At 62.4% G+C, this 12,925-nt stretch carries 9 protein-coding genes and 1 tRNA gene; 2 read left to right on the top strand and 8 right to left on the bottom strand.

Features of this window, described 5'->3' with window-relative positions; genetic code table 11:
• Positions 1-52: 52 nt before the first annotated feature.
• The 8 genes from ACMZ6R_RS11650 to ACMZ6R_RS11615 form a co-directional block, all read right to left on the bottom strand.
• Positions 53-799 (bottom strand): SAM-dependent methyltransferase, encoded by a 747-nt coding sequence (locus tag ACMZ6R_RS11650; protein WP_416111573.1) that lies wholly within the window; start codon positions 797-799, stop codon positions 53-55.
• 249 nt (positions 800-1,048) lie between these two features.
• Positions 1,049-2,191 carry an ABC transporter permease gene (locus tag ACMZ6R_RS11645; RefSeq protein ID WP_416111571.1) on the bottom strand — a complete coding sequence of 381 codons (1,143 nt, stop codon included), beginning with the start codon at positions 2,189-2,191 and terminating at the stop codon, positions 1,049-1,051.
• Positions 2,188-3,393, bottom strand: coding sequence for an ABC transporter permease (locus ACMZ6R_RS11640; protein WP_416111569.1), 1,206 nt, complete (start codon positions 3,391-3,393; stop codon positions 2,188-2,190). The genes ACMZ6R_RS11645 and ACMZ6R_RS11640 overlap by 4 nt, the downstream gene beginning before the upstream one ends.
• A complete protein-coding gene (locus ACMZ6R_RS11635) occupies positions 3,390-4,382 on the bottom strand; it encodes an HlyD family secretion protein (RefSeq protein WP_416111567.1) in 993 nt (330 codons plus the stop codon). The genes ACMZ6R_RS11640 and ACMZ6R_RS11635 overlap by 4 nt, the downstream gene beginning before the upstream one ends.
• A 19-nt stretch (positions 4,383-4,401) precedes the next feature.
• Positions 4,402-5,073, bottom strand: coding sequence for a CerR family C-terminal domain-containing protein (locus ACMZ6R_RS11630; RefSeq protein WP_416111565.1), 672 nt, complete (start codon positions 5,071-5,073; stop codon positions 4,402-4,404).
• A 400-nt stretch (positions 5,074-5,473) separates the two neighbouring features.
• Positions 5,474-5,567: transfer RNA gene (locus ACMZ6R_RS11625), tRNA-Sec, on the bottom strand.
• 200 nt (positions 5,568-5,767) lie between these two features.
• Positions 5,768-7,072, bottom strand: a complete 1,305-nt coding sequence (locus tag ACMZ6R_RS11620; protein ID WP_416111563.1) for a methyl-accepting chemotaxis protein — start codon at positions 7,070-7,072, stop codon at positions 5,768-5,770.
• A 235-nt stretch (positions 7,073-7,307) separates the two neighbouring features.
• The gene (locus ACMZ6R_RS11615; RefSeq protein WP_416111561.1) at positions 7,308-7,715 is read right to left on the bottom strand and encodes a bacteriohemerythrin; all 408 of its coding nucleotides are present in this window, start codon (positions 7,713-7,715) and stop codon (positions 7,308-7,310) included.
• Positions 7,716-8,014: 299 nt separating this feature from the next.
• Here ACMZ6R_RS11615 and ACMZ6R_RS11610 point away from each other — a divergent pair, with 299 nt between their 5' ends.
• Complete coding sequence (locus ACMZ6R_RS11610; protein WP_416111559.1) at positions 8,015-11,428, top strand: PAS domain S-box protein; 3,414 nt, start codon at positions 8,015-8,017, stop codon at positions 11,426-11,428.
• The gene (locus ACMZ6R_RS11605; protein WP_416111557.1) at positions 11,425-12,840 is read left to right on the top strand and encodes a sigma-54-dependent transcriptional regulator; all 1,416 of its coding nucleotides are present in this window, start codon (positions 11,425-11,427) and stop codon (positions 12,838-12,840) included. The genes ACMZ6R_RS11610 and ACMZ6R_RS11605 overlap by 4 nt, the downstream gene beginning before the upstream one ends.
• Positions 12,841-12,925: the final 85 nt, after the last annotated feature.

Genomic DNA, 12,925 nt, shown 5'->3' with positions numbered 1-12,925 from the left:
GAAAAAAGCAGGAATGGCGCAAGCGTAGAGGAGGCGAACCTGCGCCAACGCATCAGCGCTGCATCAGCGCGAACACACCCCAGCCCAGGTATTCCCGTGTGTAAGTGGCGTAGCGCCCGGGTTCCGAGGTCAGCTTGGCGCGTACCTCTTTCACCAACGCGTCGTCGGGATTGGCTTCAAGCCATCGGCGCATGGTGAGCCATTTGGCCGCCTCGTATCTGTCCCAGCCGTCTTGGTCAGCCAGAACCATTTCAACGACGTCGTAGCCAAGATGGCCGAAAGACGCGAGAAGTTCCGGAAGCAGGAGAAAGTCGGAGATTGCGCCCGCAAGACACCCCTTGGCGACATCTTCCGTCGGCGGCAACCGCCGCCAAAAGGGTTCACCAACAAGGATGATCCCTCCGGTGCACAGGCTCCGCGCCAGAAGTTCGATGGTGCCGCCGACTCCCCCGCCGATCCAAGTGGCGCCGACACAGGCGGCCACACCGGCCTTCTCCTCAGAGACATAGCCGGCGGCATCGCCGTGGATGAACGTGACGGCATCGGCGACGCCGAGTTCTCCGGCACGGCGTTTCGCTTGCTCGGTGAACAACCGGCTCATGTCGATGCCGGTGCCGATGATGCCGTAATCGCGTGCCCATGTGCACAGCATCTCCCCCGAACCGCTGCCGAGGTCGAGCACCCGGGCCCCCGATTCCAGACGCAGCGCCGCGCCGAGAGTGGCGAGCTTTTCGGGTGTAATCGGGTTGTGGATGCGGTGGGCACTTTCAGTGATGGTGAATATCCGTGGGATGTCCACTGTGGAATATCTCCTTGTGGGCGTGAATGGATTCGGTCAGGGCCTAACCTTAAAATTAGCCGCAAGCAATATCTCCTATCGCCAACGCCTTTCAAACACGCTGGATTGGTGGCCGTGCGCCTCAAGGCTCCGATGATCTATGCCATCCGGCCCACTATGGCACACCGATACAAAAAAAATCAGCAGGAAGGACGGCCCTCATTTTCCCGAAGGATAAACGAAAACCTGCGTGCCGCCCTCTTCACGGCCCTACCGACGCGCGGTCGCCTCCCTGGTAAAGGAAAGCCAGGCACAACACCCGTAAGCGCCTGTCAGCAGCCACAGAGTGCTCCACTCGCGCATAACGTCCGCCAGCGTCGCCCCCATCTTGCTGATGCGTAAAAAACCGGCGATGGCCGGCGTCGTGGGTACGAACTGGGCCAGCCAGCGGACGGGCAGCGGCATGCATTCCGACGGCCAGGCAAAACCGGACAGAAAAAGAAAGGGGAGTGAAAGCGGCAACAGCAGTTCTACCGGCATTTCGCGGTACTGGTAGACCGGCACCAGGGCCAGACCGAGAAAGATGGTGGCCAGGAAAAACGGCAGGACAAAAAGCAGCATGTCCATGGGGTTCCCCCGCTGGGAGAGGGAATAGATCCGGGGAACAAGGAAAAAATAATAGACGGCATGGACCATGTAGACCGCGAGATAGGCCAGCGTCTTTCCGAGCATGCGTGAAAACAGGCGGCCTGCCGGTTCTCCCGTGGGATGGCGCGGCCGGTTGGCGACGCCCAGAAACCCCACGCCCATGAGCAACGTCTGTTCGAGCACCAACAAAAGAACAGGCGGCACGGTATAGTGGGCGTACCCGACCCAAGGGTTGAAAAGCGGCCGCAGCTCCAGCGTGGCCGGGTTTTGCCGAATGCCGGCCTGCTCCCGGGGGATGCCGGCCGCTCGGAAACGAGTTTCCTTGGCGGCTGCCGATAAGGCGGCCACGGCCTGCTTCACGCTCAGGAATGTCTGGCGGTAGATGAGGAAATAGCTGGCATCGGCATACAGGCCGAGGGTGATCTGGTCACCGCGCCGCAGTTTTTTTTCGAAATCGTAGGGGATGGTAAGAACGGCCCCGACCTTGCCCACGAGCAGGGCGCGTCTGGCTGCGGCCTCGGTCGACATATGCGCAACCACGGCGGCACCCTCGCCGGCGTCCACCAGTCGGACGAGCTTGCGGCTCGTATCGGAACCGTCCTTATCCACCACGACCAGCGGCACCTCGCGCGGCACCTCGTTGAGGTACGGTGTCGGGTAAAACAGCGAATACACCACCGCCGCGCCGACCAAAATGAGCCTGGCCCCGCGGTTGGTGAGGATGCCTTTCAACTCGTCGCGGCACGCTCTGAAAAATACGCTCATAATTCCCCCCATTGCGAAGGAGTGCCCAACCGGTGGGCCAGGATGGGCACGGCAATGGCCGGGCAGACGAGGAGAAACACCAGCATGGCGGCGAGATCCGGCATCGCCATGGCGAGCGACGCCCCGTGGAAACCGTAGCGCACCAAAAATTTCAAATACCAGGTCAGCGGCAACAATCCACCCCAGATTTTTGCGAAAAGCGGCATACCCAGTATCGGGAAGGTAATGCCGGTAAAGGCGAAGGCCGGGGCGGCATACACGGCCGCGAGGCTGATGGCGAGCCGAAAATTGCCCAGTACCGCGATGAAAAGCAGCCCAACCGCCTGATAGGCCAACACGAACAGGACCGTCGCCAGGCAAACCGTACCGAAACCACCACGCAAGGGCATGCCCAGATAGCGGAAAAGGAAGCTCACCATCCCCAGACCGAACAAGGCATAAAAAACCGAAAAAGGCAGCAACTTGCCAGCCACGGCCACGACGACGTTGTCCTTGGCCCCGGCCAAAAAAATGTCAGCGGTGCCGTTTTTGAGCTCCATGCCGAAGGTGTGGATCGTGGCCAACAGGATGCAGATCTGCAGGATGGACGGCAGCAGGGCCGTAGTCAGAAAATAGCGGTAATCCAGATAGGGATTGAAAAGCGCATGCCCGTCGATGGCCACGGGGTGGGCCAGGGCCACGACGGCCGCCCGGGGCTCCCCTGCGTGACGGCGCAGCTTGGCCTCGAAGGCGGTAGAAAGCGCGGACGAAATATTGCTCAGGTCCTTGTTGATCATGTTGCCGGGCAGCACCCATTGCGAGTTGTAATAGGCCACGGCTGCGGCCCTGTGCCCCCGCTTGGCGTCGGATTCGAAGTTTTTGGGGATAAACAGATACGCATAGATTTCCCCTCGGCGCATGAGCCGCATGCCTTCCTGCGGGGAGTCCACCTGCTGCACGATCCGCATGCTCGGCGCGGCCCCCATTTCCCGGATCACCAACCGGGAGGTGGCGGTGCCGTCCATGTCGCACACGGCCACTGGCAGCCCACGCACCAACTCCCGGTGGAAGATCAGCAACATCGCCGCGAAGCCGAGACATGGCAACAGGATCAGAAAGACCATGTGGAAGCGGCGCGACAGGATCCGCTTGAGTTCGCGGCGCACGGTGAAGGCGAATCCCCGCGGATGGACCGGCGGCCGCGGCTCCCTGCGCAGCTTCACGAGGCCCTCCCCACAGAGAAGATCACGCTCATGCCCGGCCGCAGCCCCGCAATCGGATGCTTCGGCACGGCCCGGACCTCGAAGGTTTTGAGATCGAAATCACCACTGTCGCTGGTGGCCCGCCAGGTCGCGAACTCCCCGAGCGGGGAGATGTAATTGACCACAAACAACATCGGCGCGCCGCCCAGGGCCGGCACCTTGCCGAGGATTTCCTGCCCCATGCGTACGGCCGCCAGGCGGTCTTCCCGCAAATTGACCGTGACCCAGACATCGGACAGATCGATGATGGTCATGACCGGATAGCCCGGTGAGACGAGTTCCCCTCGCTTGGCCACGGCTTCTTTGACCTCGCCGTGGATGGGAGAAGACAGCAGCAACTCATCGGTCTGGGAACGCGCCTCATCCACGGCCCGGGCTGCCTGCACCGCCAGCGCGGCGGAGTTTTCCCGGTCCTCGATCCGGTTGCCGGTAACGGCCATGTCGTAAGCGGCCTTGGCCGCCCGTTCCTTTTCCAGGGCCATCTTCCAGTTGGCCTCGGCCTCATCGAGCTGCTGGGTCGAAACGGCTCCGCGCTCCTCCAGGGTTTTGATGCGCCGATAGGTTTTTTCAAGGACGATGGTCTGGGCCTTCGCTTCGGCCAGCCGATCGCCGGCCGCCCGGATCTCCTCCTCCCGGCTGCCCACATCGGTTTTCTTCTTGACGGCCAGGGCCGCCTGCCGGGCCGCCTCCGCCTGATGCAATCTGGCGGTCGTCTCGGGGCTCTCCAGCGTCACCAACGGCTGGCCTTTTTTCACCGTGGCGCCGTCTGCGACCAAAATAGAGGTGATCCGGGCGGTAATTTTGGGGGAAATATCAATCTGCGTGGCCTCAATCTCCCCCTGGATAAAGCGCGGGGATGGCGGCACCAGCAAAAATCCGGCACCAATACCCGTGGCCAGGACCACTAAAAACACGGCCAAGACAACAAAAGTGGATCGCGTAGCACGCACAGCAATAGCCTCCGCAGATTCAAATTCCAAGAATACCGCATACGCCGTCGGTCACGACATCCACCAGGGACGCGGACAACGCCGGTTCATAAAGTTCGGAACCGAAGCGACGCTGTAGGATGGCCCGGTCCTGTCCGAGGTTGGTCAGTTGCAAAATGATGCAATAGACCCGGATACGATTGCGCTGTTGCGTCACGTCCAGGCCGGAAGCCGCCTGGACGAGTCGTTCGATGGCGCCAAGCACCGGCTCCACGACTTCTTTGTAAATCGTGTCAAAGGCGGGGGTCGGGTCCACATATTCCCGTTGCAGCAGGACTCCCAGCCAACGTGAGCGCTCCGTGCGGATGGAGGCCGTCAAAAATTGTCCCACGGCCTCCCGGACGAGCGCCCGCAGGCGAAGCCTGTCTCCGGCACAGCTTGCAACATTGCGGTCAATGGTGGCGACAAGCGGCACGCAGATTTCCTGGAGCTTCTCCACCATGACGCTGATAACGGCCCCGTAGAGGCCCTGCTTCCCCTTAAAATGGAAGCCGATGGCGGCATGGTTGACTTGCGCCATCCGGGCGATGTCGCGGGTGGACACGGCGTGATAGCCCAGTGTGGCGAAAAGCTGCAGGCCGGCCGCAATAAGGCGCTTACGGGTTGCATCGCCGCGTGCCGCCACCGCCCTGCTCTCGGGTTCCTGGATCATGGCTGCCCTCCTTCCTGTGATTTCCGCCCGATACCAATGCCGTATTTATATTCATCCATTTGGTTAAGTCAAGAGAATGATCCAAATGGATAACAAATGGTCGCAAGCCTCCCGGGCGGGGACGCGTGCCTCCGACCATCCGGGCTTCACGAACGCGCGGCGGCAAGATTTACGGGTGTTTTCCGGCCACGGTCCCAAGCGGCGGGAGCGGCAAATCGGCCCGGAAAAGGGCCGATGGCAAAACAGTTGTGACGGGGGGAGGCGAGAGAGGGCTCCGTGCTTTTTTCAAATGTATCCGTAGCGCGCAGTGGAGCAAGTGGCGTAAAATTGGAGCAAAAAATCAATATGGAGGGAAATGGAGGGGCTGGGAAGCACCGACGAATCGGAAATTATTCAATGATGGCGGAAGCGTATAGGAGTCGAACCTACCGGACGCCTCGCGACGTCCCACTGGATTTGAAGTCCAGGCGCCACACCGGTGACGAAACGCTTCCGTAGAGTCACCCAGGATAGCCGGTTCCAGGATTTCGATCAACCCGGCGGCATTGAAGCGGCCGGAGCCCAGGAACTGTTATCGGTCATTGCTGGTCTGCCTCAGGCCGAAGAAAGGGCCGCGGCAGCTCCCGGGCATCCGCCACGGCCCTTTCCTCTATAATCCCGGCCGGCAAGCTCCAAAGGCCGCCGGTCGGCGCCGTCATTTCGCCTCGGCCAGGGCGGCAGGCTCCGTCGGCCCGGAGGCCGCCGCGAGCAGGCGCGCCTTGCCGGCCTCGCCGACGAGCCGGTTCAGCTCCCGACTGGCGCCATGGACCTGTTCGCACATGTCCTCCGTGTTGTCCGTGACGTTGATGGCGCACATATTGAGTTCAAAACCGGTGGCGCAGTGTTTTTCGGCCCGCTGGGCAATGTCCTTGATGGCCCGCGACGCGGTCACCATGGCCCCGGCAATGGCCTTGAACTTGCTTTCCACCGATTGGACCAGATCGAATGACGAGTCCAGTTCCCGGCGGGTCGAGGCCATGGAGGCGACCGCCTGCTTGGAACAAGAGTCGATGGCCTGAATGGTCGCATGCACTTCCCGGGTGGCGGTCAGTGTTTTCTCGGCCAACTTTCTGACTTCATCGGCCACGACCGCGAAACCGCGCCCGGCCTCCCCGGCCCGGGCCGCCTCGATGGCGGCGTTTAAGGCCAGCAGATTGGTCTGGTCGGCGACATCCGAGATAAGGCCGGCCACGGTGCTGATGCTTTCGACCTGTCGCACGAGCTGGGACAGGATCTTTTGCAGCTGGTCATACGAGGTGACCAACGTGCGGGAAACCGCCGCGGTCCGATCGGCCGTCTCGAGACCTTCGCGGGCGCGGTCGCCGGCCGTTGTCGCGGCCTGGGCCGTTTCCGCCGCCTGGGTGGCCATCACGCGCACGTTGTCGGTCATTTCCTGGATGGTCTGGGCCACCTGGCCGGACTGTTCCTTGGACATGTCCATCGTCGCGACCAGCCCCTCCAGGGATTTCCCGATATCCCGGGCCAGCGCCTCCAAGGCGGCGGCCTGCGCGCCGACCCGGGCATTGGCGTCGCTTAGGGCGGTATGTCGGGTTTTCAAGCGCTCGGCCTCGCGCTGCCGTTTCGTCACGTCCTGAAAGACGCAGAGATAACAGCCGCCGTCCTTTTCCAACGGGACCACATCGGCCTGCAACAGGCGTTCCCCCTGGGGACCGTCCAGACGCAGGCCCTCCCCGGTCCACTCGCCGTTGCGAAGGTTTTCCCAGCTCCCGGCGTTGGTCCTGGCGCAAAAGGCCGCCACCGGATCGGCCGCGCCGGTCAGCCCCAGTCCCTGAAGGAAGCGTTCCATGGAATCGTTTTGCCAGCTCACTTCCCCCGAACAGATGACTGTCATGCAGGGAAAGGGCAGATGGGCGAGCAGGTCGAGAATCCTGCCCAGCTCCTCGCCGACGGCCAGCATGTGGCTGCGCAGCGCCTCGATCAGGTGGACGGGGTCGTCCATCCCATCCGTTTCCAGCCCCCGTGGGAGCAGCGAGCTGAGGTCGTTTACCAAGTTCCTTTTTTCCCGGCGCGCGGCGAAAAGGGCTGCCAATTGGACCATGGCGCATAGCCCCAGAAGGATAATCGCCCCTGGCCGCCACCGCGCATCCCAACACAAAGCGCCCCCTGCCGCCACGGCAAGGCCCAGGGCAAGGGGCGCATAGAAGGTTGCAGGTGATGGCAGATGCATCGGTGCCTCAGTGTATGCCGCAGTTGTTCAAAAACGGCGCATACTTCTTGTCCGTCCCCTTGATGTGGTTCACCAGCCAGTTGGACAGAAAATTGAGAATGTCCATGGACATGGCGCACTTTCCCGTCTGGCAATCATGCTCCACCTGGGCGACCTTGGCCACGAATTTGTCATGCTCTGTTTTATGCGGCTTGTAATCCGGATAATTGTTCGATTGCATGTACCGCTCCTCCAAGCCGAAGTGCGACGCCGCGTATTGCTTCATTTCCTTGACGATGTGCACCATCACGGTTTCGGCTTTCCCCGCCTTCATGGCGTCATGGAGCTCATTGACCATGTCCACCAGTTTTTTGTGTTGCGAATCGATTTCCGCGATATTCACTGAAAGGCGGTCATTCCATGCGAGCAACGTCATGACATACCTCCTGTGTCGCCGGTCGCTCGACCGGGCTCCGATATAAGATTAATAAAACCGAATTTATCCTATATCGGAAGCCCGTACAAGCCCGTACCAGCCCGAAATTGCCATGCTTTTGTCAACACACCGAAAAAGTTAACATTAAAAATACAAAAAAATGTGACAAAAATGCGAGGCTCGTGTCCCGCTCCAAGACCGATGCGAAGCCCGCTCCCTTGACTTCCCGGGCGGCCAAGGCAAGAGTATCAGGACGCATGGTCCAGCCTGCGCCAACGCCCCCCATCCCGCGAGCACCCATGGCCCGACGGCTTATTTTCTGCCTGCTCCTTGCGGCCTTCCTCTGGCCGGGCTCGGTCGCGGCCGAAAAAATCCGCAAGAACATCCTCTATTTCAATTCCTACCAGAACGGCTACCAGTGGTCCGACGAGATACTCTCCGGCATCCGGGCCGGACTTGCGCATTCCGCCTACAACGTGGATCTGCAAATCGAGTACATGGATTCGAAAAAGTACACCGATCCCGTGCTGCGCAACATGCTCCACGACTTTTACAAGCTCAAATACCGCAATACCCATTTCGAGGTCATCCTGGCCTCGGACAACTTCGCCTTCAACTTCCTGCGGCAATACCAAAACGAGCTTTTCCCCGGCACGCCGGTCGTTTTTTGCGGCGTCAACGATTTTCATCCCGACTGGCTCACCGGCCATCCCAATTTCACGGGCATTCTCGAAGAGCCCGACATCCGCGAAACCCTGGAATTGGCCCTGCGCTTTCATCCCGACCGCCGCCGGCTCATTATTTTCGGCGACACTTCCGTCACGGGCGTCGCCATCGGCAACCAGATCAAGGCCGTGGAGCCGAATTTCGCCGGCCGGCTGCGCTTCGAGTTCCAGGACAACCTGACCCTGCCGCAAATCCTCGACACCGTGCGCAACCTGCCCGGCGACGCCATGATCTTCCTCATCCCCTTTTATAAGGATACGCAAAAGGACGTCTATTCGGTCAACGAGGTCCTGGCAGCCATCCGGGCCAATTCCGACGTGCCCATTTACAGCGCCTGGCGGTTCATGCTCGGCCACGGCATTGTCGGCGGCCGACTGCACAGCGGCTTCGAGGAAGGCCGGCTGGTGGCGGACATGGCGGAAAAACTCCTCCACGGCGCGCCCGTCGCCTCCCTGCCCATCGTCACCAAGACCGCAGACAGCTACGTCTTCGACTACAAGGAGATGCTGCGGCTCGGCATCACCACGGACAAGCTGCCGCCGGGTTACACGCTTATTAACGAGCCCTACCCCTTCTACCACATCAACATCGCCGTCTTTTGGACCATCATCATAAGCTTTCTCATCCTGTGCTACGTCATGGTCCTGCTCGTGACCAACATCCTGCGGCGGCGCTCGGTGGAGGAAAAGATCAAGGACCAGCTTTCCTTCATGGAAACGCTCGTCAACACCATTCCCATTCCGCTCTATTTCAAGGATGCCGCCGGGGCCTACCGGGGTTGCAACCCGGCCTTTCGCCACTGGTGCGGCCTGTCCGGGGAGGCCGAGGCGACGCCGCGCGCCTTCTCCGAGGTGCCCGACGCCCCCCTTTCCCGCTTCCTGGACCGCGACGACGCGTCCCTTCTGCGCGAGCCCGGGGTGTGCGTGGGCGAAGCCGAGATCCTCGACGCCGAGGGCCGGCCCCATTCGGTCATCCTGCACCGGGCGGTCTACGCCAGCGCCAAAACCGAAATCGCCGGCCTGGTCGGCGTGCTCTACGACGTGTCGGAACTGAAGAAAGCCTCGGAAAAGCTGCGGCTGGCCGAGGAAAAGTACCGGGGCATCTTCGAGAACTCGGCCCTGGGCATCTTCCGCATGACCCCGGATGGCCAGGCCGTGGACGTCAACCCGGCCCTGCTCGCCATGCTCGGCGTAAAAAGCCTGGACGAACTGGCCAGACGCCGGGGCAATCTGGTCGAGGTCCTTTTTTCCGGCCGCCAACGCTTCGAGGAGCGCATCGGTTCGGCCGTCGACGAGCAGGCCACGGCCACCTTCGAAACATGGTTCGCCCGGCCCGACGCCGGCATCATCACGGCCAACGTCAACCTGCGCCTGATTGCCAACCGTGAAGGCTACCTGGCTTATGTCGAGGGTGTGGTCGAGGACGTGACCAAGCGCCACGAGGCCGAGCGGGCTCTGCGGGAATCCCAGGAAATGTTGCGCATTGTCCTCGACAACATTCCCCAGCTCGTTTCCTGGAAGGACAAGGCCCTGCGCTACATCGGGGCCAACCGGGCCTTTATCGAATTTTTCGGCTTCGCCGACCTGGACGATCTCAAGGGCCGCGACGACTATGCCCTGCCCCTGAGCCGGGAGGACATGGATGCCGTGCGGGCCACGGACATCGACGTCATGCGCAACAATCGCACCGTGGCCGGGGAGCTGGCCGCCCGCAACGTGCGTGGGGCCGACGTGTTGCTCGAAATCAAGAAGGTGCCGCTCCACGACGATCGGGGAGCGGTGGTGGGCGTGCTGTCCACGTCCGAGGACGTGACCCAGAAGGTGAGCCTGGAGCGCCAACTGCTCCAATCCCAGAAAATGGAGGCCATCGGCACCCTGGCCGGCGGCATCGCCCACGATTTCAACAACATCCTCACCTCCATCATCAACTCGGCCGAACTGGCCCTGCTCGACCTGCCCGAAGACGAGCCCATCGGGGACGACATGCGCCGGGTACTCAAGGCCGGCCATCGCGGCAGCCGGCTGGTCAAGCAGATCCTGTCCTTCACCCGGCCGTCCCAGGCGGGATTCGCGGCCATCAACGTGGCCGACGTCGTGAGCGAGGCGGCGGGACTCATCAAGGCCTCCGTGCCCCGTAACATCAAGATCGTGCTCGACGTGCCGGAGCGGGCCGTGACCTGCCGGGCCGACCCCACCCAGCTGCACCAGATCGTCATGAACCTGTGCACCAACGCCTTCCAGGCCATGCGCCAGACCGGCGGCACGCTGACCGTGTCCCTGGCCGAGGACGACCTCGACGAGGCCCAGGCCGGACAGGTCGGTGTGCGGACCGGCCGCTACGCAAGGCTCTCCATCGTGGATACCGGCCCGGGCATCCAGCCGGAAATCCTGGACAAGATTTTCGACCCCTTTTTCACCACCAAACAAAAGGGCGAAGGCACGGGACTCGGGCTGGCCGTGGTGCGCGGCATCGTCAAAAGCCATCGCGGCGCGGTGCGGGTGGTGAGCCAACCCGGCACGCGCACGGGCTTCGACGTCTATCTGCCGCTGCCGGCCGAAGCCGACGCCGTCCCGCCGCCCCCCGTCGCCCCCCCCAACAAGGGCCGCGACCGCATCCTTTTCGTCGAGGACGACGAGGACCAGCGCATCACCATCCCCCGCGTCCTGGCCCAACTCGGCCACGAGGTCTCGGCCCACGGCGGCGGGGCGTCGGCCCTGGCCAAGCTCGCCCTTGACCCGCAGGCCTTCGACGTGTGCATTACCGATTACGACATGCCGGACCTAAACGGCCTGGAACTGGCCGGGAAAATCGCCGCCATCCGGTCCGACCTGCCTGTGATCATCGTTTCCGGCCGCCTGGGCGACATCGAGCAGCGGGAAGTGGCCGGCAACATCAAAAAGATCGTACTCAAACCCTACAACCAGGCGATCATCTCCGCGGCCATCCGCGAGGTGCTCGATGCCAAGCCGCAAACCAAAGCCGCATGAAATCCGTCTGCATCATCGACGACGACCCCGAAGTCCGCGACACCATCGCCAGCCTCACCCGCAAGATGCGCCTGACCAGCGAATCCGCCGGCACCTTGGCCGCGGGCATGGACCTGCTCACCAGCGACAATTTCGACGTGCTGTTCCTGGACGTGCGCCTGCCCGACGGCAATGGGCTGGCCGCCCTGCCCGCGATCAAACGCCTGCCCGACGCCCCCGAGGTCATCATCCTCACCGGCATCGGCGACCCGGACGGGGCGGAACTGGCCATCCAGGAAGGGGTCTGGGACTATCTGGTCAAGCCCTCGCCCATAAAGCAGATCATGCTGACATTGCAGCGCGCGCTGCGCTACCGCGAGGAACGGCGCAGCGACCGCTCGCCCGTGTCGCTGTCCTTGGCGGGATGCGTCGCGGCAAGCCCCCGCATGCAGCCGTGCCTCGACCAGGTGGCCCACGCGGCCGGGTCGAACGCGGCCGTGCTCATTACCGGCGAGACCGGCACCGGCAAGGAGCTTTTCGCCCGGCTCATCCACGCCAACAGCGCCCGGACGGACGGGGCCTTCGTCACCGTGGACTGCGCGGCACTGACGGAAACCCTCGTCGAGAGCACGCTTTTCGGCCACAGGAAAGGGGCCTTCACCGGGGCCGACGCCGACCGGGTGGGACTTGTGCAGCTGGCCGACGCCGGCACGCTGTTTCTGGACGAGGTGGGCGAGATGCCGATGAGCCTGCAAAAGACCTTTTTGCGGGTGCTTCATGAAAAGACCTTTCGCGCCGTGGGGGCGGTCATCGAAAGCAAGAGCGATTTCCGCCTCATCGCCGCCACCAACCGCGACCTGGAAGCCATGGTCGACGCCGGCCAGTTTCGCCGCGACCTCTACTTTCGGCTGAAGACCATCGGGCTCGCCCTGCCGCCGCTACGCGTACGCCCGGAGGACATAAAACCCCTGACCCTGTCCTTCGTGGACGGACTTTGCGCCGAATACACCCTGCCGCCCAAGGGCTTTGACGCGGAATTCCTGGCCATGCTCGAGGCCTACGACTGGCCGGGTAACGTGCGCGAGCTGCGAAACGTCCTGGAGCGGGCCTTTCTGGCCTCGGGCCGGGAAAAAACGCTCTACAGCATGCACCTGCCCCGGGACCTGCGCATCAAGGTGACGAAGTCCAGCCTGGAAAAAGGCCGGCAGGCCCTGGAACGCCCGCTTCCCGAACCGGCCGCGCCGTCCGCCGCCGCAGCCCCGTCTTCCCGACAGTCGCTCAAGGACTTCAAGGAGGCCATGGAACGGCGTTATCTGGAAGGGTTACTGCGCGAAAACGGTCGGGACGTGGCCGCCATGATCGCTGTTTCCGGACTTTCCCGGTCCCACTTCTACGCCCTGCTCAAAAAAAACAACCTGGCCGTTCCGGACTGACGGCCCCCCCATGACGGCGCCAATCCGGTTGTGACGGGTTTGTGCCATGCTTTTTCCGAAAAGCCATGTCAAGGCGGCCCGGTTG

The sequence above is a fragment of the Solidesulfovibrio sp. C21 genome (genome assembly GCF_047785625.1).
GTDB lineage: Bacteria > Desulfobacterota > Desulfovibrionia > Desulfovibrionales > Desulfovibrionaceae > Solidesulfovibrio.
The sequence above is the reverse complement of the archived record's forward strand: the minus strand, read 5'-3'. Positions and strand labels throughout refer to the sequence as shown.